This is a genomic window from Hymenobacter sediminis (assembly GCF_003231285.1).
GTDB classification, from domain to species: Bacteria; Bacteroidota; Bacteroidia; order Cytophagales; family Hymenobacteraceae; genus Hymenobacter; species Hymenobacter sediminis.
In genome coordinates, this window is record NZ_QKNS01000003.1 from 522,353 (window position 1) to 547,325 (window position 24,973).

The 24,973-nt window shown below is 58.6% G+C and carries 17 protein-coding genes and 2 tRNA genes; 10 read left to right on the plus strand and 9 right to left on the minus strand.

Annotated elements, in window-relative coordinates:
• Positions 1–10 precede the first annotated feature (10 nt).
• Complete coding sequence (locus DNI29_RS11305) at positions 11–895, minus strand: M48 family metalloprotease (RefSeq protein ID WP_110978205.1); 885 nt, start codon at positions 893–895, stop codon at positions 11–13.
• A gap of 187 nt (positions 896–1,082) precedes the next feature.
• Here DNI29_RS11305 and DNI29_RS11310 point away from each other — a divergent pair, with 187 nt between their 5' ends.
• Complete coding sequence (locus tag DNI29_RS11310) at positions 1,083–3,170, plus strand: IPT/TIG domain-containing protein (RefSeq protein ID WP_110978206.1); 2,088 nt, start codon at positions 1,083–1,085, stop codon at positions 3,168–3,170.
• Between the two features lie 85 nt (positions 3,171–3,255).
• On the opposite strand, the gene DNI29_RS11315 is transcribed toward DNI29_RS11310, so the two are convergent.
• The 5 genes from DNI29_RS11315 to DNI29_RS11335 form a co-directional block, all read right to left on the minus strand.
• Complete coding sequence (locus tag DNI29_RS11315; protein ID WP_110978207.1) at positions 3,256–5,052, minus strand: ABC transporter ATP-binding protein; 1,797 nt, start codon at positions 5,050–5,052, stop codon at positions 3,256–3,258.
• 227 nt (positions 5,053–5,279) lie between these two features.
• Complete coding sequence (locus tag DNI29_RS11320) at positions 5,280–6,983, minus strand: MFS transporter (protein WP_110978208.1); 1,704 nt, start codon at positions 6,981–6,983, stop codon at positions 5,280–5,282.
• A 311-nt stretch (positions 6,984–7,294) separates the two neighbouring features.
• Complete coding sequence (locus DNI29_RS11325) at positions 7,295–9,451, minus strand: hypothetical protein (RefSeq protein ID WP_123823217.1); 2,157 nt, start codon at positions 9,449–9,451, stop codon at positions 7,295–7,297.
• A 169-nt stretch (positions 9,452–9,620) separates the two neighbouring features.
• A tRNA-Glu gene (locus DNI29_RS11330) sits at positions 9,621–9,692 on the minus strand.
• Between the two features lie 110 nt (positions 9,693–9,802).
• Positions 9,803–10,531, minus strand: coding sequence for a TVP38/TMEM64 family protein (locus DNI29_RS11335; protein ID WP_110978210.1), 729 nt, complete (start codon positions 10,529–10,531; stop codon positions 9,803–9,805).
• 155 nt (positions 10,532–10,686) lie between these two features.
• Here DNI29_RS11335 and DNI29_RS11340 point away from each other — a divergent pair, with 155 nt between their 5' ends.
• A complete protein-coding gene (locus DNI29_RS11340) occupies positions 10,687–12,474 on the plus strand; it encodes a glycoside hydrolase family 15 protein (protein WP_110978211.1) in 1,788 nt (595 codons plus the stop codon).
• Positions 12,475–12,649: 175 nt separating this feature from the next.
• Here DNI29_RS11340 and DNI29_RS11345 read toward each other — a convergent pair whose 3' ends face one another.
• Together DNI29_RS11345 and DNI29_RS11350 are read right to left on the minus strand one after the other, a co-directional pair.
• Positions 12,650–14,824 carry a bifunctional alpha,alpha-trehalose-phosphate synthase (UDP-forming)/trehalose-phosphatase gene (locus DNI29_RS11345; protein ID WP_110978212.1) on the minus strand — a complete coding sequence of 725 codons (2,175 nt, stop codon included), beginning with the start codon at positions 14,822–14,824 and terminating at the stop codon, positions 12,650–12,652.
• A 317-nt stretch (positions 14,825–15,141) separates the two neighbouring features.
• Positions 15,142–15,213, minus strand: a tRNA-Glu gene (locus DNI29_RS11350).
• A 298-nt stretch (positions 15,214–15,511) separates the two neighbouring features.
• Between DNI29_RS11350 and gap the strand changes: the two genes are divergently transcribed.
• The 4 genes from gap (at position 15,512) to DNI29_RS11370 (ending at position 18,725) form a co-directional block, all read left to right on the plus strand.
• The gene (gene gap, locus DNI29_RS11355) at positions 15,512–16,522 is read left to right on the plus strand and encodes a type I glyceraldehyde-3-phosphate dehydrogenase (protein WP_110978213.1); all 1,011 of its coding nucleotides are present in this window, start codon (positions 15,512–15,514) and stop codon (positions 16,520–16,522) included.
• Between the two features lie 260 nt (positions 16,523–16,782).
• Positions 16,783–17,649 carry a diacylglycerol/lipid kinase family protein gene (locus DNI29_RS11360; RefSeq protein ID WP_238388066.1) on the plus strand — a complete coding sequence of 289 codons (867 nt, stop codon included), beginning with the start codon at positions 16,783–16,785 and terminating at the stop codon, positions 17,647–17,649.
• Between the two features lie 87 nt (positions 17,650–17,736).
• Positions 17,737–18,081: a translation initiation factor gene (locus DNI29_RS11365; RefSeq protein ID WP_110978215.1), complete on the plus strand. Its 345-nt coding sequence runs from the start codon at positions 17,737–17,739 to the stop codon at positions 18,079–18,081.
• Between the two features lie 212 nt (positions 18,082–18,293).
• Positions 18,294–18,725 (plus strand): DUF1622 domain-containing protein, encoded by a 432-nt coding sequence (locus DNI29_RS11370; protein WP_110978216.1) that lies wholly within the window; start codon positions 18,294–18,296, stop codon positions 18,723–18,725.
• A gap of 5 nt (positions 18,726–18,730) precedes the next feature.
• Here the strand turns inward: DNI29_RS11370 and kdsB are convergent, their stop codons facing one another.
• Positions 18,731–19,483 (minus strand): 3-deoxy-manno-octulosonate cytidylyltransferase, encoded by a 753-nt coding sequence (kdsB, locus tag DNI29_RS11375; protein ID WP_110978217.1) that lies wholly within the window; start codon positions 19,481–19,483, stop codon positions 18,731–18,733.
• 263 nt (positions 19,484–19,746) lie between these two features.
• On the opposite strand from kdsB, the gene DNI29_RS11380 reads away from it, so the two are divergent.
• From DNI29_RS11380 to DNI29_RS11395, 4 genes are all read left to right on the plus strand, one after another.
• A complete protein-coding gene (locus DNI29_RS11380; protein ID WP_110978218.1) occupies positions 19,747–20,778 on the plus strand; it encodes a LysM peptidoglycan-binding domain-containing protein in 1,032 nt (343 codons plus the stop codon).
• A gap of 3 nt (positions 20,779–20,781) precedes the next feature.
• A complete protein-coding gene (locus tag DNI29_RS11385) occupies positions 20,782–21,606 on the plus strand; it encodes a tetratricopeptide repeat protein (protein WP_110978219.1) in 825 nt (274 codons plus the stop codon).
• A 32-nt stretch (positions 21,607–21,638) separates the two neighbouring features.
• A complete protein-coding gene (locus DNI29_RS11390; protein ID WP_110978220.1) occupies positions 21,639–22,397 on the plus strand; it encodes a TIGR02757 family protein in 759 nt (252 codons plus the stop codon).
• Positions 22,398–22,511: 114 nt separating this feature from the next.
• The gene (locus tag DNI29_RS11395; RefSeq protein WP_110978221.1) at positions 22,512–24,929 is read left to right on the plus strand and encodes an endonuclease MutS2; all 2,418 of its coding nucleotides are present in this window, start codon (positions 22,512–22,514) and stop codon (positions 24,927–24,929) included.
• Positions 24,930–24,973: the final 44 nt, after the last annotated feature.

A 24,973-nucleotide genomic window follows, 5' to 3' on the forward strand; every position in this document is an offset into this window, starting at 1 on the left:
ATGTAAGGTATTACGAAGGGTCGGACAGCAAGGCTACCTGGCGGCCATTTGTATCATAAATACCACCGGTGCGGCTGATGTAGAGGCGGCGCTGCTGCCCATCAACCAGCACATAAGGGTAGGTAGTGCTTTCGGAGCGGGTGAGGCGGCCCACCACCTGAGCGGTCTGGTCTTCCCGGTCTACGCGCACCACGCTGAGGCGGTTAGTGAGGTAGTAAGGCTCGTCCGGGTTGTCGCGGAAGGTGATTTTGCCAAGTACGCTCACAGAGTTGGCCGTGGTGGCTACCGTGCGCACGGGTGCCGTGGCCCGGTTAGCGAGTACGGCGGGGGTAGCAGACGGAGCGGCCACGCGGGTGCTAGCCACAATCTGCTGGTTGGCCCGCTGCCAGCCCTCCCCAATAGCCGTGAGGCGGGTGCGGCGGCCGGGGTGGGTAGGCGACGCCTCATCGTCGGAAACAACGGCCATGCCGGCTTGCGCCTGGGCTAGGCTGGCTCCCATTTTCCGGAGCACAAAGCCCGAAAACTCGTCGGCTTCCAGCTCATCGGCGGGGTTGGAGCCGCCCGCACGCAGCGTGTGGCCGTTGAGGTGGTGACCCATTTCGTGGGCCAGAATGCTGATGCCGGCCCAGTCGGTGCGGCCGGCCCGGTTTACCGCAGCCACAAACTGAGGGTTATACAGGAGGTAGCGCTTGCCGCCATATACTACGGCGGCGGCGTTTTGTACTTCGGTGGTGGCGCGCAGTTCAAAGCGCGGCTTAAGCCCTACTACGTCCGTAATTTCGCGTAGCACGTCGCGTTGCCCGGTTGAGGTTTGCGCTTGCAGCGAGCCGGTAAGTAGAAGCCACCCGGCAAGCACCAAGCCTGCGAAGCGGCGGAAGAAGCGTGGGTGGTTCATGAAAAAATCCTGTTAGGTGTAAAGTCTGATTTACAATAACCTTGCCGGAAATATCAACCGAAGTCAACAAACTCAAGGCAAGTAAGCAAAGGGTGAGCCCCTGTTTTTCTATCTTTACACCCTCACTGGGAACTTCCTGATGAGCGGACGGAAAAAGAGAGCAAGGGCAGAATAGCTACTGAGTTACATGAAAAAAACACAATTAACCCGGAATAGGTTCGTCCGGGCGTGTGCTAGTGTGGGGCTGGTGCTGGCGGTTACGCTAGGCACAGCCGCCGCGCAAGATGCGTGCATGCTGGAGCCCTTGCCCCTAAGCCGCCGGGTGGCCGCTGCCACGCTGGTAGTGGAAGCCCGCGTAGCCGCAACCCGGAGCCAGAACGAGGGCCCTCACATTGTTACGCTCAACGAGCTGGAAGTATTTAAAGTATTTCGGGGGGTGTTGCCTGCCGAAAAACTCACGTTAGTGACGGCCGGTGGCACGGTAGGGTTGCGCCGGGAAGAGGTGACTAACTCCGCCAAACTAGCTGTAGGCCAGCAGGGTGTGTTTCTTCTGGAGCCTGACCCCAAGCACCCCGGCCACTACCGTTTGTACGCAGGCCCCCAGGGCCTCATCAGCTACGACTTGGTGACGGCCACGGCGTCGGAGCCGTTTGCACGGTATGCTTCTATTGAGCAGGAATTGTATCAGGCGCTGGAAAGCCAAACGGGGCAAGCCTTGCGCCCCGTGCGAACCAACTCTCAACTGCAGGCCCGGCTGAGCCGGGCGGCCCGCCCCGCCGCTGCTCCCGTAATTAGTGAGCTGAGCCCGGCTACTATTACGGCCGGTACGGGCAGTGTTCTGACCATTACCGGCTCGGGCTTCGGGGCGGAGCAGGGCGGTGGTACTGTCAGCTTCCGGAACGCCGATAACGGTGGGCAGTCCTTCGTGTCGCCGCTTCCTGCGGATTATATCAGCTGGTCGGATACACAAATTAAAGTGCGGGTTCCTTCCGTGACCGTGGGTGACGCCGGTACCGCCGGATCGGGCCCCGTGCTGGTAACTAATGCTACCCGCGAGAGTAGCCTGAGCGCAGGTAATCTGCTGATTAACTACGCGCTCATCAACCTTGATTACCAGGCGAGTGGCACTTCTCCGAGTATCGCCTACGGGGTAGCCCTGGCTGGCCCCGACAAGCAGGGGGGCTACACCCTGCAGTATAACGAGCGGTTTGCCGCTAACCTGCCCGCCAAAGCAGCCTTCGAGCGGGCCTTGCTTACCTGGCGCAATGGGGTAGGGGCCAACCGAAAAGCGGCGGCTGAAACCACTCCTATTAATGCTGACGATCAGCAGGATAATGTGAACGTGGTCAGCTTTGATGACGCCAGTGAGCTGCCTGCCGGTGTGTTGGGAGTAACCTACTCCTACTATACCGGCTGCAGTGACGGTCGCACGATTAATTGGGTGCTGGATGGTACCGATTACATCTTCGATGGAGAGCGGGACTGGCAGTTTACCACGGCTGACCCCACGGGCGAACAAACCGACTTTGAAACCGTAGCCCTACACGAGCAGGGGCATGGCATTCAGTTGGGGCATATTATTAAGCCCGGTGCCGTGATGCACTTCGCCGTTCGAGTCAATACAAAAAACCGCACCCTCAGCCCTGAAAGTGACGTAGCCGGCGGCCAGGCCGAAACTAACTTTAGCTTGGCGGCTGTCAATTGTGGCCTGGGAGCGTACGTGCCGCTGGCGCCGCTGCCCGTAACGCTGGTCAGCTTTGACGCCGAAGTCCGCCGCGAAGGCGTGCAGTTGCGCTGGCGCACAGCGGCGGAGCTGCAAAGCAGCTTTTTCACCGTAGAAGCCTCTGATGCTCCCGATGCTTCCGGCTGGACAGAGTTGACGCAGGTAGCCGCCGCGGGCACTACGGCTACTCCCCACAACTACACCTACCTCGATACCCATCCTCTCACGGGGCTGCGCTACTACCGCTTGCGGCAGCAGGATTTGGATGGCACGGTGCACTATTCTTCGGTAGCAACCGTAACGCCGCAGGCCGGAGCCAAACTGGTAGCGTATCCGAACCCGTTCACGGCGGAGTTACGGGTAGAACTGCCTGCCGCGCCCGCCGCCACCTTGCAATTGCTCGACCTGACGGGCCGCAACGTGTACTCCCAGCGGGTGCCTGCCGCGCAAACCTTCCTGACCTTTACGCCACCCGCCCTGCGGCCGGGCGTGTACGTGCTGGAGTGGCGCGGCAACGGACAGGTGCTGCGCACCCGATTGGTAAAGCAATAGATGACCCTACCCCCACAAAAAGGCGCAACCCTGGAAAGTATACTCCGGGGTTGCGCCTTTTTGTGGGGGTAGAAGCCCGCAGGCTCTAGGCGGTTACTTTTGCTTGAGCCGGGGCAATGGCCGACTGCGGCCGCTCCCCGATCTGCTGGCGCCACATGGCGTAGTAGAGGCCCCGCTGGGCCAGAAGTTCCTCGTGGCGGCCGGCCTCGGCAACATGACCACGCTCCAGTACAAAAATACGGTCGGCGTGCAGGATGGTGCTGAGGCGGTGAGCAATAAGAATGGTGATGTGCTGGCGAGAACCAGAAAGGTCGCGCACCGTCTGGCTGATTTCCTCTTCCGTGAGCGAGTCAAGGGCCGAAGTGGCTTCGTCGAATACCAGCAGGGTAGGGCGGCGCAGAAGAGCCCGCGCGATGCTCAGGCGTTGCTTTTCCCCGCCCGATACCTTCACGCCGCCTTCTCCAATAACTGTATCGAGGCCCAGCGGCGCGCGGGCCAGCAGGGTGTGCGCGGCCGCTTGGTGCAGGGCCTGAATGCACTGCTCGTCGGTGGCGTGAGGAGCTACAAAGCGCAGGTTTTCGCGGATGGTGCCGGCAAACAGCTGAGTGTCTTGGGTTACAAACCCAATTTGCTCGCGCAGTAAGTCCAGGTCTAGCTCGGGGCCGGGAATGCCGTTGTAGAGGATCTGACCGGTGGCAGGGGGGTAGAGGCCCACTAGCAGCTTTACCAGGGTCGTTTTGCCCGAGCCCGAAGGCCCCACGAAAGCAATAGTCTCGCCGAGCTTGGTCTGGAAGCTGATACCATCCAGAGCCGGGGCGCTGGCCGTGAGGTGCTGGAAGTGCACGTCCTGAAAGGTCAGGGTTTCTATTTTCTCAATCACCTTAGGGTGAGTGGGCTTTACTTCCTTGGGCGTATCCAGAATCTGCTGGTAGTTGGCCAGGGAAGCTTCCGTTTCGCGGTACACGTTGATGATGGTGCCCATTTCCTGCAGCGGCCCAAAAATGGCGAAGGAGTAGAAGAAGAACGTAATGAACTTGCCCGGCTCAATCACCTCCTGCACTACCAGAAACACCAGCATGAGCAGAATCACGTTGCGCATCAGGTTCACGAAGGTGCCCTGCACGAACGATAAGGAGCGTAGGTAGCGCACCTTTTTTAGCTCTAGCTTCAGGATTTTTTTGGTGGTAGCGTTCAGGCGCTGGGTTTCCTGCTGGGCTAGCCCTAGGCTCTTAATCAGCTCGATGTTACGCAGGCTTTCCGTGGTGGAGCCGGCCAGCGCCGTGGTTTCGGCCACAATGGTTTTTTGAATTGTTTTAATCCGCTTGCTCAGAAACAAGCTCAACGTAGCCAGCAGCGGAATCGTCAGGAAGTACACCACCGCAATGGGCCAGTACACGCTGATGGCGTACCACGTCACGAACAGAATGGCCACCAAGGAAATAAACAGCACGTTCACGAAGCTCTGAATGAGCTTCTCCACGTCGGTGCGCACTTTCTGGAGCTTGCCCAGGGTTTCGCCAGAACGCTGGTCCTCAAACACCTGATAGGGTAACTCCAAGGAATGCTGCAACCCATCGGAGTATAGCTGCGCCCCTAGCCGCTGGGTAATAACGTTGGTGTAGTAGTCCTGAAAATTCTTGGCAATGCGCGACACCATGGCTACGCCCAAGGCTTTCAGGACGAGCAGACCAGCCCCGCCCGTAAGAAACGCCCAGAACGTAGGATGCTGGCCGGTCTTTAGCTTAGGGGATACGTAACGGTCAATAATCTGCCCCAGGATATACGGGTCGAGTAGGGAGAAAATCTGGTTGATGGCCGCCAGCAACAACGCCAACGCCAGCAGGCCCCAGTAGTTGCGCAGATAGCTGTAAAGAAGTTTCATTGAGAGAAAAAGAGGGGAGACAGATAAGAAGTGCAAACCTACCCGGAAGGTTTGAACTTTGCTTTGCCGCCGACAGTCCAGTTTGGCACAGGAGCCTTTTTGCCAGTTGACATGGCTGGCGTTTACGGCCGCAGAGGGGGTAGGCGGCGCAAGAGGCACGGCCATCCATCAGTCAGACCCCTCCAGCGTTGGATCAGGGCATACTACTAGCCTCGCACTACAAGAAACTATGCCGTAGCCTCACCAGCGGTGCTGGCTACCAGGCGGGTGCTGCCAGGCACCATCACGGGTGGGGTAGCAGTAGGGCGGTAGTGCTGAGATAGTAGGTGAGTAGTGCTGGGTGGCTCAGGGCCCTGATGCAGAGCCAAAATCTGGGTTTTCAATTCTGCCTCGTCACGGCTCACGCCCCGATCGTGCTGCTGGGCGTGCTCCTCCCACGATTCCGTCATGAAATACTCTACCATCCGGGTTGGGTCGGCCAGATCGGCATATAGGCCCCAGCCAATGGCCCCTTCCCGGCGCCGAATGCGGGCTAGCTGCTCCATCAGATAGGTGAAGGTGGGTCGGTCGGGGAGGGCCACACGGTAGGTAGTAGTAATGATAACCGGGCCATCTTCCGGGTCGGGCTCCTCGGCCAGAATGGGCTCGGGGCGGGGCCGAGCGGGCGTGTGGTCGAGGCTTTCGGGAGAGTTGCGCAGCGAGAACCGCAGAGCTAGCAGCATCGTTAGGCCCAGCCAGCTAGCGGCTCCGGCCAAGGTGAGGGGTAGGCCCACGCGCTCTGCCACAGTGCCCCATACCACGCTGCCCAGAGCCATGCCGCCCTGAATGGTGAGTAGATACAGGCTGATGGTGCGGGCCTGCACCCAACGCGGCACCACCGTCTGTACCCCCACACTAAACGAGTTCAGCACCAGCATCCAGGCCATGCCTACCAAAGTCAGGAGCCCATACAGCAGCCAGTGGTTATTGGCGTAGCCCAGTCCTAGTAAGCTCACGGCAAAGGCCCCGGTCGCCAGCGTCACGCGCCAGTCGATGCTGAGGCGGCGGTTGAGGCGGGGCAGGATGAACGCCGCAATAACGGCCCCCAGCCCCATGCAGGAGAGCAGCAAGGAGTAGAAGGAAGTAGGCTCGTGAAGGCGGCGCGCTACCACGGCCGGCATCAGGGCAAACAAGGCGCTGGCTCCAAAGGTGAAGCACACCCCCCGGACCAAAATGTGCTGCACGGCTGGGGCAAAACGCGCGTAGCGGATGCCACCCCGAATGGCCGCTACCAGCCGTTCCGTGGCCAGGGCAGAGGTAGCCTGAGGTTCGCGCTTCCAGCTGTACACCATGTAAATAGTAGCCAGAAACGACAACCCATTCAGTAGAAAGGCCGCACCGGCCGAGAAGTAGCCGATAACCAACCCGCCCAGAGCCGGACCAAACGCACGGGCCAGATTGAAGCTCACGCTGTTGAGAGCAATGGCCTGGGGTAGTTCTTGGCGAGGCACCAGTTCCGGCGTCACGGTTTGCCAAACGGGGTTGTTCAGAGCCCCGCCCAGGCCCAGCAGAAACGTGAGGGTAAGGAGCAGCCAAGGGTTGTTCAGCCCCATCAGCGTTACGGTGGCCAGGAGTAGCGCCACCACCGCCATCCAGGTTTGGGTAGCCAGCAGCATTTTGCGGCGGTCCACCAAGTCGGCCAGAGCTCCGGCGGGCAGGCTGAGTAGAAAGACAGGCAGCGCCGAGGCTGTTTGGAGCAGTGCCACCAGCACCGGCGAGGTGGTCAGCTCCGTCATCAGCCCCACCGCCCCCACGTTCTGCATCCATGTCCCGATGTTCGACACGAAAGACGCAATCCACAGCATCCGAAAAAATGGGATTTTCAGGGGCGTGAAAGGCGAGGTGGACGGAGCAGGATTAGTAGGAACAGTGATGGGAGCTGAAGCAGACATATCCCCACTACGTGGAAGTGAAATGGAGAGATAGTGAAAAGGTGAGTTTGCTGTTCAACCTGACCCCGAGAGGTGGCGTGGAAGGTCCGCCCATCAATAAAAAGCTCCGACATATAGATGTTCAAAGCCCCAGCGGAGCGGCACCGCTGAATGCAGAGGTGCCACCCCGCTGGGGCTTTTCGCGGTTGAGAGGGGGTAGGCATTCTACCGCTAGAGCTTAACGCTATTGGCGTTTTGGGTTTCTACCAGTAGCTATCCTCTCTGGGTTGCTCATTGAAGCGTATTGGACATCAACCTTTCGATTTCACCACTTACAGTCGGATTCCAATACCAGGCCCAAACAGGAAGAAAGCAGAGCGTTTGTTCATAAGGTAGCCGCCACCTATGTAGAGCGGGAAGGTAAGTTTAGCGTCAGAGCGGGTCGGATATACGGAGCCTAGCACCACAATACCCAGGTCACGATTCACATTAGCATCCTGGCTAAGGTTGAATGCATTTAGTGCCACAAAGCCAGCCCCCACTTTGTAAGGCCGTAGTTTGTTGATCTTGGTGGGGTGATAGAAGCTCAACTGAGCCAGCGTAGCCAAGGAAATACCCCCAAACGAAGTAAAGCTAGATTCTCCTTTGTACTTCGTAAGCAAGCCACCTGGAAAGCTGATGTCAATATCAAACTTTACGCGGCGCTGCAGTACCAGTTCCAACTTCTGCGTGAAGCCCGGCTCTTGATATTGAGCTTGGTTATGGCGTACAGTAATGATAATCGTGCTCCAGTCATCAAGCGAATAAGTTTTACGGGCTGAGAGCAAATTATTGAGGCTGATGTTTCCTACTTGACATTGTTTATCCTGATAGAAAGCAGCCCTCACTGAGCTTTCGTCGGGGCATATTATCACATTATCGACGGTGCGCATCTCAATCAGTTCACCTTTGGCGTTTTGGGTCCGGATGTCAAAGGATAAGTATTGCTTACCGTAGAGCTGCTTATCTGAATCGATACCGGCCGTGTTAAAACTGAATACCACGTCGCTCACGGTACGATCGTACAGCACCGGTCCGTTCAGGCGGGTAATGGGACGAGGAGCTTCACCGAAGGTTACGCCCACAAAATCGAGCGGGTGAGGACGCTGAAACTCCCGTACCGCCAGAGCGTGTCCAGTAGGCTGGCCCGAGTTGAAGATGGTGATACGCTTCTTGTCAATCGTCACCGGAATCTGCACACGGTACACCACAGCCGATTCAGAACGGATGCTGGAGTCGGAGGGAATGATCTGCACATCCTCAAAGTGAAAGCGGGCCCGCGTCAGAGATTCTCCTTCCAGGCGCACATCCACGGTTTCGCCCGGGTTCACGTTGGTGTTCGTGGTCCAGTCACCGCCCCGGTGGCGCACACTCACAGCGCTGATGGCGGTTTTGGGCGAGATGTTGAAGTTGGTAACGTACTTGGCCTGGTCGTTTTCCTTGATGTAAAGGTAGCTCTCGGTCTGTCGGTGGGTGTTGTATACCCGCAGCCAGCACAGCACCCGGTCGTTGGTGAGGTACTGACGAGTAAACAGTTCGGCAATTAGGGCACCACCGGCCTCTTCCTGGTCCTCAATGCGGTAGGTGCGCTTTAGGTCGAAGGTGCGGCCATTATCCAGAATGAGCTCCACGCCCCGGCGGCGCGAGGCTTCGTCCAGGGTTATTTCCTTTTTATCAACGCTCAGGAAGCGCAGGCGCGAGGCCTTTACCGTAAATTCCTGGCGGATGGGGGGTAGGGAGTAGGTGACGCGGCGGTTGTTATCGGTCAGGAAAGGGCGCTCGGTTTGGGGGCGCAGCGTTAGTTGGCGCGTGCCTAAGGCATTGGGCAGTACGTGCAGGCGAAGCACGCCTTTTTCCTGCTCAATGCGGTAGTCAATGTCCTGCCCGCGGGTCCATTCCGGCGTGACGCGAATATTTTTGGGGTTGTTGCTGATCAGGTCAAACACTTTTTCCTCGCCCACGAAAAGCTCCGTATCCGAGGGACGGAACTCCAGCAAAGTACGTGTGACGGGCAGCAGCTTTACGGTTTGAGTCAGCGGAGGGCGGCCGACGGAGTCGGTTGCTTGGCGGAAGGTTAAGCTCAGAAACTTGTTGCCGCCTAAATCCTTAAACCGCAGCTTAGCCCGATAGTAGCTCCCGCCATCTACGGCCGTCAGGGAGTCAATCAGGGTGAAATCGGCGGAGCGCTGCAGGCGCAGGCTGCGGGCAGCTGCTTCCGGGTACACCAGCAACTCGGCCGTTTCGTCGTCTTGGCGGTAGGTAAAGTACAAATGGGGCTCACCCTGTACGGCCACCGTGTTGCGGCTGAGGCTGTAGCGGGTAGTATCAGTGCGCAGGCTCAGGTCGCGCACGAGAGGTTGCTGGGCATGAGCAGTTAGGCCACAGAGTAGTAGCAGCAGGACCAGGCCCCACGCGCCCGGTAGCCTGCGGAACCCGGAGAAGTTCAACACGGCAATCAAATGGAAAAGCAGCTCCCGACCCACCGAAAGCTGTGCAAAGGTAGGATTCTGGCAAGGGCGGTGGCACTTCCGGCCGCTGAAATTTTCAGCATTTCCTACCTCCCGGCTGCATTGTCGCAAAACAAAAAAGGCCTTCCGCGAGAAGCAGAAGGCCTTTTTGTAGTCCGTAGGGGAATCGAACCCCTGTTGGCAGAATGAAAATCTGCAGTCCTAACCCCTAGACGAACGGACCAGATTACCAGAGCGTTTTTCCGTTTTGGTGGTGCAAAGATACAAGGCGAAGAGTTCAACGCAATACCTGGTCAGGAAAATTTCTTTCAAATAAAGCTAACTAGGCCAATGTCAGGCAGTTTTTTTTCCATTGTGCTTCCGGTCCCACCATACATAGGCTCCAAACAGAAGCAAGCTGACCACCGTGACCCATAGCAGTCCTGACTTCAATCGTTCACTGTCCTCGCCAAGGTAGGCCAGCAGAGCAATGAGCGGGGCTACCCCTACCACCGTAGCCAGCATAAACCGCAGGTAGCCCATACGCGCCAGCCCGGCCACAAAGCTGATAGCATCGTCGGAGAGGGCCGGGGAAAGGCGGGCAATAATGACGGCCCACACCCCGTAGCGCTCCACCACATCCAGTACCTTCTGCTCGTTTTTCTGGCCCAGCACTCGCGTCACGAAGGATTCGCCCAAGGCCCGGCCCAGTCCGTAGCCTACCGAAGAGGCCACGATAATGCCCACCAGCGCCAGCAATGAGCCCCACCACGGGCCGTAAGCCAGAATAGCGACCAAAATCAGGAGCACCACGTTGACCACGAACAAGAACATCTGGGCCACCATGGCGGCCACTATCACCACGGGACCCCAGTAGCCGAACTGTTGCATCCAGGCGGCAATGCGGGGCTGCTCGCCGCTCTTGAGCACGGTCCAGCCCTCGCGGATAGTCGACTGAAAATCGGGCCAGGCAAACCAGCAGGCTACGAGCGCCAGCAGCAAGGCAAGCGTGATATACAGCGGAACGTGGTTGGCTTTCCGGGGAGTAGGCTTGGCCGGGGAAGCAGGGGTAGCGGAAACCAAGAGCAGAGAAGTTGCGGGGTGAGGCACTCGAAAAACAAGGCTTACGCAGCCCGCTACCAAAAAGCTACGGCAACCCCAGGGCCGCGAGTGGGGTACTACCCTCTGAAAATGCAGCAACCCGGCCGGCTGGCGGTGGGCTGACAACCTCTCTTCTGATGACAAAACATACCTACGACTTCGGCCTGATCGGCAACTGTGCCTTTCTGGGGCTGATTGGCACCGACACGGCCGTGCGCTGGCTTTGCTGGCCCCGCTTTGATAGCAGCTTCGTGTTTGGCTCCCTGCTCGACGAAAAAAAGGGCGGCGAATACAGCATTCGGCCCGCTGATGATTCGCTGAGCTTTTCTTCGCGGCAATACTACCGCAGCAACACCAACGTGCTGTGCACCGAAATTACGGCCCCCGACGGCAGTTACCGCGTCACGGACTTTGCCCCGCGCTTTCAGCAGTACGAGCGCTACTACAAGCCCCTGATGTTTATTCGGAAGGTAGAGCCTCTGGAAGGCTCGCCGCGGGTGCGGGTAGCCTGTCGGCCGGTAGGGCAGTACGGCGAGCTGGAACTTAACCGCCGCCGGAGCTCCAACCATATTGCGTTTCTGGGCTTAGAGGAGGAAATCCGCCTCACTACCAACATTCCGCTGACGTATGTGCTAGATGAGGAGGATTTCGTGCTCAACGAAACCAAATATCTGGTAATGACCTACGGCGCTCCGCTGGAAGCACCCCTGGAAAGCACTGCTGAGCGTTTCCTGCGCTCTACCATTGATTACTGGCGCATCTGGGTGAAAAGCACCAGCATCAGTAACTTCCGGCAGGACCAAGTAATCCGCTCGGCGCTGGCACTCAAAATTCACCAGTACGAGGACACCGGGGCTATTATTGCGGCTAGCACTACCTCCCTGCCTGAGGCCCCCGGCAGCACCCGCAACTGGGACTACCGCTACTGCTGGATGCGCGACACCTATTACATCCTCACGGCCTTCAACAACATTGGTCACTTCGAGGAGATGGAGCGCTACTTCCATTACATCGCCAACATTTCCACCAAAATCAAGGGCAAGTACCAGCCGCTGTATGGTATCAGTGGGAAGTCGGAGCTAGTGGAGCAGGAACTACCCCTGGCCGGCTACCTCGGCAACCAGCCCGTGCGCATTGGCAACGATGCCTACACCCACATCCAAAATGACGTGTACGGACAGGTGCTAGTGGCCCTGCTGCCGCTGTACGTGGACTGTCGCTTCCTGGACCCCGAGCGGCCCAACCCGGAAAAGCTGGTGTACGAGACCCTCAGCCTGATTGACGCCACCATGGACCAGCCCGATGCCGGCCTCTGGGAATTTCGCAATCTAGCTCAGTATCACTGCTATACTTACCTGTTTCATTGGGCCGGCAGCCACGCTGCGCGCAAAGTAGCTCGCTCCCTGGGCAATGCCGAAATGGAAGCCCGGGCCGAGCGTCTGATGCAGGCTGCCGCCGACCACATCGAGCAGTGCTATAACCCTGAGCTGGGTGCCTACACCAACGCCATCGGCTCGCCTCACCTCGATGCCAGCTCCATGCAGCTCATCCTGATGGGCTACCTCGACCCCACCTCTGAACGGGCCCGCACCCACCTGGCAGCCCTTGAAAAAGAGCTGAAAACGCCGGAAGGCTTGTTCTACCGCTACCGCCACGCCGATGACTTCGGCACGCCCGAAACCACCTTCCTGATCTGCTCTTTCTGGTATGTAGAGGCCTTGGCGAGCGTGGGTAGGGTAGAGGAGGCTATTACTGAATTTGAAAAGCTGACCACCTACACCAACCACCTGGGGCTGCTTTCCGAAGACGTAGATGCCAAAACCGGTTCGCAGTGGGGCAACTTCCCGCAGGCTTACAGCCACGTAGGACTGGTAAACGCCGCCTACCGCATCGCCCAGAAACTGGCTAAACCGAACTTCATCTGAAAAAGTGAATCGCTAGAGTGTATAGACGAAACTCAGAACTTGTTTCTTGACAAGGGATAATGACGTTCTGGGTTTCATCTATACACTTCTTAAAAGTTCCTACCCCCAGAAAAGCGACAAACCCCTACCTCCGCGCGGAGATAGGGGTTTGTCGCTTTTCTGGGGGTAGCAGGCGCTATAGCAGGCTGCGCAGCAGATTGCGAACCTCCGTAGGGGAAGGAATATTGAAGCGAGCTAAAGAACGGGCGCCGGATCCTACTTTGAGGGTATAGGCTTCCTCGGGCAGGGCCCGGAACGTGTCCTCATCCGTGCGGTCATCGCCGAGGGCCAGGATGAAGCTGGGATTATACGCCGCCAGCCAGCGGGCAGCTGCCGTGCCTTTGTTGATGCCAGCCGTTTTCACCTCAATTACCTTGTTGCCCTCCATCACCTGTAGCTCGGTGTTAGAAGTCATAAAGGTGAGGTGGTTCAGTAGCTCTCGGGCCCGGACGTCGCCCAGTTCCACGTCGGCGCGGCGGTAATGCCACACCAGGGAGTAATCTTTGTCCTCAATAAAGGAGCCGGCCGTGCGCGCCACGTACATCTCCATAATGGGTCGGATGTCCTGCTTCCAGTTGTTGTTCAGAGGTTGGAATAGCTGCCAGTCCTCGCTGGCCGGCCGCAGCCATACGCCGTGTTCCGCAATGAAATCGAGGGGTAGGTGGCCCAGCCAGTTCTGCAGGGTTTTCCGGTCGCGGCCACTGATGATCACCACATGATTCTGCGGATCAGCCGTTAGGGCCTGCAGCAGCAGCAGCAGTTCCTGGTCGGGCTTAGCACGCTGGGGGAGGTTGTGGAACGGCATCAGCGTGCCATCGTAGTCGAGCAGGAGCAGCCGCTGATTGGCAGCCCGAAACTCTTCCACCATTTGCGCCGTGACCTCCGGCGTTAGCATCTCCGTAGCCAACGTAAGCTGCTTGATTTTGCTGTAAGCCAGGCGGTCCATAAAGAGCTTGGTCCAGGCAAACACGTCGTATTGCCGCACCAGAGCGCGCATGGAGGCCATCCGGTGTTCCTGCTCATCCTCAGACATCACCAAGGCATCGTGCATGGCCTCGGCTAGCTGTCGGGTATCAGTAGGGTTAATGATGAGAGCATCCGACAGTTCCCGGGCAGCCCCGGCTCGCTCGCTCAAGATCAGCACGCCCCGGTTATCGGCCTTGCTGGCTACAAACTCCTTGGCCACCAAGTTCATACCGTCGCGCATGGGGGTTACCAGCGCTACCTCAGCCAAGCGGTACAAGGCCGAAAGCTCCTCGAGAGGGAAGGAGCGGTAAAAGTAATGAATGGGCGTCCAGGTGATGGTGCGATATTGGGCGTTGATGCGCCCCACCAGTTCGTCAATTTCCTCTTTTAGGGCAGCGTACTGGGCTACTTGGTCGCGGGAGGGCACCACCACCATAATCAGGCTGACTTGCTCGCGCCACTCGGGGTAGCGCTGCAGCAATACCTCAAAGGCCCGCAAACGCTCGGCAATACCCTTGGAGTAATCAAGCCGGTCGATGGAAAGAATAACGCGGGTGTCGCGTAGCGCAGCACGGTATTCAGCTTCGTGCTGCTGAGCGGCCTCAGAGGCGGCTACCTCAGCGAAGCGCCCGTAGTCAATGCCCATTGGGAAGGCATCGATGAGGACGGTTCGGTTGGCCATTTCAATCTGCCCATTGGTAGAAGAAAGCCCCAGCACCTGCGACACAGCGCTCAGGAAGTGGCGCATGTAGCCAAACGTGTGGAACCCGATCAGGTCGGCACCCAGCATACCGCGCAACATCTCCGAGCGCCAGGGCAGCGCTCGAATCAGCTCGTGGGAAGGAAACGGAATGTGCAGAAAAAAACCAATGGTGCAGTCGGGGCGGGCCTTGCGCAGCATTTCGGGCAGCAGTAGTAACTGGTAGTCGTGCACCCAAATGGTGTCTTCGGGGCCGGCCAGCTCCAGCACGGCCCGGCAGAATTTCTCATTCACCGCCACGTAAGCCTCCCAGTGAGCTTGCTCGTAGGTAGCGTACTGTGGGAAGTAGTGGAAAGTAGGCCAGAGGGTAGAGTTGCTGAAGCCCTCGTAGAAGTCGCGTATTTCCGATTCGGTCAGGAACACTGGCGCCATGCTATCGGCGCTCAACTCCTTTTCTATGTGTTGCTCTTCGGATTCTTCCTCCACAAAGAGCCCGGGCCAGCCTACCCACACATTGCCGTCCTGCCGATAGATGGAGCCTAATCCGGTAGCCAGCCCACCTTCGCTGGGCTGAAACGTGAGGCTATCTTCAGTGCGCTGAACTTTGGTAGGAAGACGGTTCGAAACAATAATTGTGCGGGACATGAGCCGTTGCAGAATGATGATTATCCCCCCTTACGGGAGAAAACGGCGTTTAGCCGTTATTTTTTCTGCTCACGTATGTCGTCGTATGGGCAGTGTGGAGCTTGGCTGAACGGTATAGAGTGGCGTATAGGTGTTCCTATTGTCCGCATAATCAGGCACCTACCCCCATCTGGCGGGGCAACCCTACCCAGCGGGGTAACCATACCCCGGCCAGCTCCTGCCGGCGGGTTGGGAGCAGGGGAGGGGGTAGAAAAGAAAAACCCGCTCACCGGGAAGATGAGCGGGTTTTAAGGAAGAGAGCCAAAACGGTAGGCGAGTAGTCCGTAGGGGAATCGAACCCCTGTTGGCAGAATGAAAATCTGCAGTCCTAACCCCTAGACGAACGGACCAGATTACGCGGCCTTGTTCCGTTTTGGTGATGCAAAGATAGGAAGCCAAACATTCAGCGCAATACCCGGTTTTGAAAAAAATCTGCCCTGCGGGGTAAATTGGCTGATTTTCAAGCCGAAATTTTTTGACGGGCGAGGCTAGTGGCCGCCGGGCTGCTTATGCTTTCCGGGGTTCTCCCAGGGCCTTATTATAGGATATTGGGATTGATTTGGCGAAGTACCCCGAGCCCGTTACCTTCGCTCCGCGTTTTCACCCGGCCCCTCCGGACCGATAAACCTCCCATTTCCCCATACTATTATGGCTAAAATCAAAGTTGCCATTAACGGCTTCGGCCGCATTGGCCGCCTGACGTTCAAGTCGCTGCTGCAGCGCGAGAACGTAGAAGTCGTGGCTATCAACGACCTCACGGACAATAAAACGCTGGCGCACCTGCTGAAGTACGACTCCGTACACGGCCGCTTCGATGGCACTGTAGCATACGACGAAGAGAGCCTGACCGTAAACGGCCAGCGCATTCACGCTCTGGCTGAGCGCGACCCCAAGCTGCTGCCCTGGGGCGAGATGGGTGTTGACGTAGTGCTGGAATCGACTGGCCGCTTCGTGGACGAGGCCGGTGCTGGTCAGCACTTGACGGCTGGTGCCAAGAAGGTAGTTATTTCGGCTCCCGCTACCGGCAACATCCCGACGGTAGTGCTGGGCGTGAACGAAGACATCCTAACCGGCGAGGAAACCATCCTCTCCAACGCTTCGTGCACCACCAACTGCCTGGCTCCCATGGCGAAGGTGCTCGACGACGCGTTCGGCATTGAGAAAGGCTACATCACCACGGTGCACGCCTACACCTCTGACCAAAACCTGCAGGACGCGCCTCACAAAGACCTGCGCCGCGCCCGCGCCGCTGCCTACAGCATCATCCCAACCAGCACCGGTGCCGCTAAGGCTGTAGGTCTGGTGCTGCCCCAGTTGAAGGGCAAACTGGATGGTATTGCCATGCGCGTTCCTATTCCAGACGGCTCGACGACGGACCTGACCGTAATCCTGAAAACCGAAGCTACCAAGGAGCAAATCAACGAAGCCATTCAGAAGGCGGCCAGCGAAGGCGCTCTGAAAGGCATTCTGGAGTACAGCACCGACCCCTTGGTGAGCATCGACATCGTAGGTAACACGCACTCGTGCATCTTCGATTCGCAGCTTACTTCGGTGAACGGTACCCTGGCGAAAGTAGTAGGCTGGTACGACAACGAAACCGGCTACTCTACCCGCACCGCCGACCTCATCCAGAAGCTGGGCGAGAAAATGAACGGCTAAGCTTTCGGGCTTTCTGCTGATTTAAAGCCGCCTGCCTGGGAAACCGGGCAGGCGGTTTTGTTTGCGTTTTTAGGGTAGGTAGCGTGTGGTGAGAGCATACGACACAACCGGAAACGAAGCACCATGCGGAAGTCGTCGGCCTCCTACCTTCTCAACAGCCTGCAAGCTGCTGCTTCGTTGCGGCCGCTTGCATTGATGCCGCTCCGCTAGCTGGCTCTATCTTTAACTCGCCATTTCACTACTTCACCATCTCACCGCTCGTGCGCATCTGCTTTATTCTGAACCCGACTTCTGGCACCAACCGCACCCAAGACGTGCCCGCGCTGCTCACGCGCTACGCCACTGCCGCCGGAGCCGACTTCGAAATCAGGCCCACGCAATACGCCGGGCACGGGGAGGAACTGGCGCGCTTAGCGGCCACTGAGGGGTGCCGGGTGGTAGTGGCCGTGGGCGGCGACGGCACGGTGAATGAGGTGGCCCGCGGGTTGCTGGGTAGTACGGCGGCTTTGGGCATTGTGCCCCGCGGCTCGGGCAACGGCTTGGCCCGCCACCTGCGCCTACCCCTTGATTTGCCGGGAGCCGTGCGCCGGGCCTGCCAGCCCACCTTTCAGCGCATCGATGCGGGCCGCATCAATGGGCGCTGGTTTTTCTGCACGGCTGGCTTGGGATTTGATGCCCACGTAAGCAAGATGTTTGCCCAGGCCGGCACGCGGGGGCTGAGTACCTACGTGAAGGTAGCCTTGCGCGAATACCGCTCCTACCGGTCCGTACCGGTGCAGGTGGAGCTGAATGGGCAGGTAGTAGAAACCAACTGCTACGTGCTGGCCTTTGCTAATGCCACTCAGTACGGCAACAATGCCTACATCGCGCCCCGCGCCAATATTCAGGATGGACTGCTGGATGTGTGCCTGATTGATGCGCTGCCGTTGCTGCGGGCGGTGCGGGTAGGGGTAGGGCTAGCCCTGGGCACGCTGCCTACCTCCGGCGGAGCCGTGTACCACACCAGCCACCACATCCGCGTCCGGACCCAGCACCTGCTTGGCTTCCACGTAGATGGAGACTACGCCGGCGACGCCACCGAATTTGAGGTACAACTCACGCCTCAGGCCCTGGAGGTAGCGGTGTAGCAATGAGACGGTGAACTTGCGAAATGGTGAGTTTGCTGTTCTCTTTGCACGTTGGTGCCTCAACTCACTATTTCACAAGTTCATCATATGAAAGCCAATAAAAACCGCCGCGAAGGGGTCGTGTACTCCACCAACCCCGATTTTGAATACCAAGAAACGGGTGATGACACCGTGGCTACATTGCCTCCGCAGCAGCAAAACCTGCGCGTGCAGCTTGATAAAAAAGCCCGGGGTGGCAAGCAGGTTACGCTCATCACGGGCTTTGTAGGGCAGGAGGCTGATTTGCAGGAGCTGGGCAAACTGCTCAAGACCAAATGCGCGGTGGGCGGCAACGTGAAGGATGGCGAAATCCTCATCCAGGGCGACTTCCGTGACAAAGTAATGGCCGTGCTGCTGGAGAAGGGCTACAAAGCCAAGAAAGCGGGCGGGTAGTTGGCAGCGGCTTCCCGGTAGCACCCGTATAAGGCCTCCGTGCTTGTCACGGCCGCTTGGCCTGCTACTGTGGCGGGCTGGAAACGGCGCGGAACAGTAGCCAGGTTTGGCAGTAAGCCTTGTACTAATTGCTTATTGTCGGACCCCGTCCGCTCTCCTCTTGGCCCGGCCAGCACAAACTTCCGCGGCTTCTACCTCTCTTCTGGCCTGATATGCCTGCTGCTCCTGAGACCATAACTGTGTATACCCAGGCCGAAGAGGTCGTAATCAGCGCCGTGCAGTGGCTTAAGCTCGGGGTTGAAACCGTGGGGGCCCTGACCATTGCGCTGGGCATTGGGGTAGCGGCCCGCCTGTTTCTAAAAGCCCTGCTGGCCCGGCGTACCGCCGATTTTACGGCCATCCGCCTGACGCTGGCGCGCTACTTGGCGCTGGCCTTGGAGTTTCAGCTTGGCGCCGATATTCTCTCCACGGCCATTGCGCCAAGTTGGGAGCAGATCGGCAAGCTCGGAGCCATTGCCGTTATCCGGACGGCCCTCAACTTCTTTCTCTCCAAGGAAATGAACGATGAGCGCCAGAGCGGGGCCGAACAGCACGTAACCAGCCGGGCCACCGGCGAACTGCCGGCGCCTCCTACCGCCGGGTAAGCCCGCTACTGCCCGCCGCGCCCCAGATAATTCAGCGCCCGCTCTACGTCCTCGGGCGTATCAATGCCGATGGTTTCCAGCTCGGTTTCAGCCGTCAGGATGCGGTAGCCGTGCTCTAGCCACCGAAGCTGCTCCAGGCTTTCGGCCAGCTCCAGCGCGGAAGAGGAGAGTTGGGTTATTTCGGCCAGCACGTCGGGGCGGTAGGCGTAGAGGCCGATGTGGCGCAGGTAGCGGTGGTGCTGCAGCCAGTTGGCTGGGTCTTGCTGCCGCTGATAGGGTAGGGGGTGGCGGCTAAAGTACAGCGCGTGGCCGGCAGCATCGCACACTACCTTGGGCAGGTGGGGGCTGAACAGCTCTTCCTCATTAACAACCGGCTTAACCAGAGTGGCCAGCTGGGGCGGTTGGGAATGGTCGAAAAGGCGCACCAGCGCGTCAATCTGGGCCGGGTGGATAAAGGGTTCGTCGCCCTGAATGTTAATGATGCAGTCGGCGGTAGTCTGGAGCTGCTGGTAGGCATCCCACACCCGGTCGGTGCCGCTGGGGTGGTCGGCAGAGGTCAGCACGGCCTCGCCGCCAAAATCACGCACATGCGCTAGAATCCGCTCGTCGTCGGTGGCTACCACCACCCGGCTCAGGCTCGATTGCCGGGCCTGGGTTACTACCCGCTGAATCATGGACTGTCCCGCCAAATCAACCAGCGGCTTGCCGGGCAGGCGAGTGGAAGAGTAGCGGGCGGGGATAATACCGATGGCTTGCATGTGCGGAAGGGGGTAGGGTGACGGCCGCAAAAAAACGGAAATTTCTGCTCACGCCGTCCGGCCGCTGTCATCAAAGACAAACCACGCAGGCCATGTCGTTGAGAAGTCAGGTGAGAAATGTCCTGAAATCAATCAATAAAAAAGCCTTGGTGTCATATAGTAGCGCTGGCTTTCGGTTGAATGCGTAACTTTCGGCAAACTTTATGTAAGCAGGTGCATATCCCCTCTGGCCTGCCTGCTTACTACCCCTGCTTCTCTTTAGTATGTTCCGATTTTCGTTGCTGACTACCGCGCTTGCTCTCACTGGTTTTACGGCCGCCGCTGGCCCTCGACCCGTAGCGCCTCCTGATTCAATTGGGGTAGAGTACCGCAACAACATCATGCTGATCAAGCACCGCGTGGGGCCGGGTGAAACCCTCTACGGGCTGGCTCGCCGCTACAAAGTGCCGGTGGAGCAGATTGTAGAAGCTAACTCGGGGCAGAAGGGGGCTTTAGTGACCGGTCAGATTGTGCTGGTACCTCGCAACAGGGTAGTGCTGAGCCAACCAGCTGCGGCTCGGCCCGCCGCTCCGGTAACCTCCGCTGCTATCCGCTCCCTACCCACCGATGCGCGCGGCAACCGCATTTACAAAGTAGAGCCCGGCGTGACGCTGTTCGCCATTGCGCGCCGCTTCCAGACAACTCCCGCCGAGCTATATCGGCTCAATAACTTCCCGGCTAACTACAATGTGCGCGTAGGCCAGACGGTGATTGTAGCTGCTGGGGCAGGTAGCGCCGCCGCGCCGGCCCGTGCTGCTACTCCAGCTCCGGCGGCTGCTGCCCCGGCCCGGCCCGCACCAACGGCCCGCCCGGAGCGCGACGATGAAACCGAGCGTGTAGCGCGCGAAACCCGGGAGCGGGAGGCGCGCGAACGAGCCGCTCGGGAACGGGCCCGCGACTCGGCCAACACTCCAGCCGTGACGCCTGCTGATCCGGCGGTCGAAGCCGCCGAAAGAGACCGGGGCCCTTCCCGCGCCAGCGAAATTGTGCGCCGGGTGTCGGAAAGCGGCCTTGCCACGGCTATCCAGACGGATGCTTCCGATAAGTACCTGGCCCTGCACAAAACCGCCCCGGTAGGTACTATTATGCAGGTGCGAAACATCATGAATGGGCAATCGGTGTACGTGCGCGTAATTGGGCCCCTGCCCGATACGGGCGAGAATACCAACATTCTGGTGCGCCTCTCCAAGAAAGCGGTGCAGCGCCTAGCTACCCCCGATCAGCGCTTCCGGGTAGAAACCAGCTACGTGCCGTAACGAATGCGTTGTATTTGCATACTGTTCTTGCTGTTGGGGCTGGGTTCCTGGTGTCAGGCCCAGCCGGGTAGCCACCCACTGGAGCGGGCCCATCACCACCAGCAGAGCGGCGAGTTTGAGCAGGCGCTGCCCTACCTGCAGCAAGCCGCCGAACAAGGTAGTGCGCCAGCTCAGTACGAGTTGGGAATAGCCTACCACAATGGCCAGGGCACCAGCCGCAACGACACGCTTGCTGTTGAGTGGCTAATCAAGGCGGCCCGCCAGCAGCACGCACCAGCGCATGTGGCACTGGCCAGTAAGCTGTGGTACTCAGGCTTAATCAGTAGAAAGCAGGTGCTAGCTTGGCTGCAGGCCAGTGCCGCGGCCGGCGACTTTCCCAGTCTGGTGTACCTTCAGTACCACTGCGACAGCACCTATGCCGACAGTCCAGCTCCGCCGCTGGCCGCCTACCCCTTGCAGCTTAGCAAGCAGGTAGCAGCGTACGTATCGGCGGCTACTCCGGCCGATAGTACTACCATCATGCAGCAGGCGCTTCGCCTAGGGACTTGGTACAAGAAAGGGTATCGGTTGAAGGCAGATCCGGTGGAAAGCTACTGCTGGTATCTGCTAATGAACGAGATGCGCACAACCAGCGCCCATATCCTCTGGGTGGAGGCCATGCGCCAGGTGGCTGCTCTGCACCAGCAGCTGACTCCGACCCAACGCGCACTGGCGCTACGCCGGGCCGAAACGGTTGGTAACCGGAAACTGCGGCGGCTTTCTCAGTTCAATCAAGCCATAGCCCGCTTCCAGCCTACCTCACCATCAGCGCCGGCTACCTCCAACTAGAAATAGTAGTCGCCTAATTCTATTCTGCCGCCGTGAATCACGCCCAGGTTCGAGCTTTGCTCGAAGAACAATACCAGCGCTACGACCAACCCGCCTTTATTGCCGCCGACCCGATCAGCATCCCGCACCGCTTCACCCAGCGCCAGGACGTGGAAATCAGCGGGTTGTTTGCGGCCCTGCTGGCCTGGGGGCGCCGCCCTACCATCATCAGTAAATGCAATGAGCTGCTGCGCCGCATGGACGACGCGCCCTACCAGTTCATTACCCAGCACCACGACGAAGATTTGAAAGGGCTGCTGGGCTTCTGCCACCGAACATTCTGCGATACCGACCTGCTGTACTTCGTGCACTGGCTTCGCTGGTTTTACCAGAGGCATGAGACCCTGGAGGATGCGTTTCTGGGCGGCAGCACGCAGAAGGAGCGCCTGGAAAACTTCCATAACCTGTTCTTCAGCCTCGACGATGCCCCTCAACGCACCCGCAAGCACGTAGCTACTCCCGCCCGCGGCTCGGCCTGCAAGCGCGTGAATATGTACCTGCGCTGGATGGTACGCCCTGATCCGCGCGGCGTCGATTTCGGGCTCTGGACCCGCCTTTCCCCTGCCGACCTCATCTGCCCCTGTGATGTGCACGTCGAGCGTGTAGCGCGGCGTCTGGGCCTGCTGGAGCGCAAGCAGGTTGACTGGCTGGCTGCCGAAGAACTCACCGCCCACCTCCGTACCTTCGACCCCCTGGACCCGGTGAAGTATGATTTCGCGTTGTTTGGGCTGGGCGTGGAAGGCGTAATGTAGAAGAGGAGCTAAGGCCTCATGTTACATTTAATTTATTGAATCTTTCCCGCCCTCGCGAGTGTTTATCTTCGCATTCCCATCCCATTATCAAGTACACAATACCAACTACTTCGTTTGATTCTTCCTCAGAACTTTGAGCAAAAAATAGGTTTTTCGCAGCTGCGCGAAATGCTGGAACAGTTGTGCTTAAGCGCACTGGGCCGGCAGTTTGTGGCCAAGATGTCGTTTCAGACTAAGGCTGATCAGCTGGAAAAACTACTGCTGCAAACCGACGAATTTCGCCAGCTCCTGAACAGTGGCGCCGATTTTCCCAGCCAGCACTATCACGATGTGCACCAGCATTTGGTGCGCGCCAACCTGCCTGGCTCTTACTTGGATGTAGCGGCCTTCTTTGCCGTGAAAATGAGTTTGCGCACCATCCGGGAAGCGCTGACTTTCTTTACCCGCGCCGAAGAAAGCTTGTACCCAACCCTACGCCTGTTGGGCATCGGGGTGCAGGTGGACCGCAACCTAATGGCCAACCTAGACAAGGTGGTGGACGATGAAGGACAGGTGCGCGAGGATGCTTCCCCGCTGCTGCGCCAGATTCGGCAGGAACTGATTAACCGCCAGGGCCAACTGCGTAAGCAGATTGCCGGTATCTTGCGCCACGCTCGCCAGGAAGGCTGGGTGCCCGAGGGTGCCGAGCCCACTATCCGGGGTGGCCGCTTGGTGCTACCTGTAATTGTGGAGCACAAGCGCCGGGTAAAAGGCCTGATTCATGATGAGTCGGCGACGGGCCAGACGGTGTTCATTGAGCCGGAAGCCGTATTCGAGCTGAATAACGACATCAAGGATCTGGAAAATGCCTACCAGCGCGAACTGGTGCGCATTCTGACCCAGCTCACGGCCCAGCTGCGCCCCCATATCCCGGACCTGCGCAAGGCATATCAGTACCTTGGCCTGCTCGATTTTATTCGGGCCAAGGCTCAACTGGCGCGTCAGCTGGAAGCGGTGCTGCCGGTACTCAACCCACGTCCCCATATTCGGTGGCAGCGGGTGCGGCACCCGTTGCTCTATCTCACGTTCCAGGCCCACGCCAAGGACGACCCACGCGAGGTAGTGCCCCTAGATATTGAGCTAAATCAAGAACAGCGCATCTTGCTTATCTCAGGGCCGAACGCCGGTGGTAAATCGGTGAGCATGAAAACGGTAGGTCTGGTGCAGTACATGCTGCAGTGCGGACTGTTGATTCCGGCCGGCGAAGAGTCGGAGGCGGGCGTGTTTGATGATATTTTCCTGGATATCGGCGACGAGCAAAGCCTGGAAAACGACCTGAGTACGTATTCCTCGCACCTGCTCAGCATGAAGCAGTTCGTGACGCTGGCCAACAAGCGCAGCCTGGTGCTGATTGACGAGTTTGGGACGGGTACCGAGCCCAGCCTAGGCGGCGCCATTGCCGAAGCCGTGCTGGAGCAGCTCAACCGGGCTCGTGCCTTCGGGGTCATCACAACTCACTACACCAACCTGAAGAACTACGCCGAGCGCACCCCGGGCATCATCAACGGGGCCATGCGCTACGACCCTGAGCAGTTGCAGCCCCTCTACCGCCTCGAAATCGGCAAACCCGGCTCCAGCTTCGCCATCGAAATTGCCCGCAAAATTGGTTTGCCTAAGCAGATTGTAGAGCGCGCTACTCAGCTGGTGGGCAAGGATAAAATCCGCTACGACCGGCTGCTGGAAGGCTTGGAAAAAGAGAAAACTGAGCTGGAGCAGCGCACGGCCGAGGCAGCCAAGCAGGAGCGGCGTATGAAAAAGGCCGCCCAGGAATATCAGGACCTTAAGAAGTACCTCGACGATACGACCCTTGATGTGCTGCGTGAGGCCAAATCCAAGGCCAAAATGCTGCTTAAAGATGCTAACCAGCAGATTGAAGCTACTATCCAGGAAATCAGGGTAGGACAGGCCGAGAAGGAGCGCACCAAGGAGGCCCGCGGCAAGCTGGATACCTTTGTGCGGGAAAAGCTGCAGATTGAGCCGCCCAAGCCCAAAGCTACCCGTGAGCTAGCTGACCCCAACACGCTTAAGCCCGGCGACAAGGTAGCGCTGCTGGGTCAGGAGGGGCACGGCGAAATCATGGCGGTGAAGGGCAAAACGGCTGAGGTTTCTTTCGGCGGCCTCAAAACCATCGTTAAGGTGAATCAGCTCGAAAAGTTGACGCGGTCCGAGATTCGGGAGCGGGAAAAGGAGGCGGCTCGTAAGGCCCCGGCCCAGCACGCTACCCTCGATATCACCGGCCGTATGTCAGGTTTCAATACGACCCTGGATTTGCGCGGGGAGCGGGCCGAAGATGCGCTTAATCGCATCATGGCGTACGTAGATGATGCCGTGATGCTGGGCATTCCGGAAATCAAGATTCTGCACGGCCGAGGCAACGGCGTTCTTCGCCAGGTGGTGCGCGACTACCTGCACCGCGTCCGGGAAATAGCCAGCGTGGCCGACGAGCACGCCGACCGTGGCGGCGACGGTGCTACGGTAGCCGTACTTAAATAATCTGCCCATTCACTGTCATTCCGACTGTAGGGAAGAATCTGGGT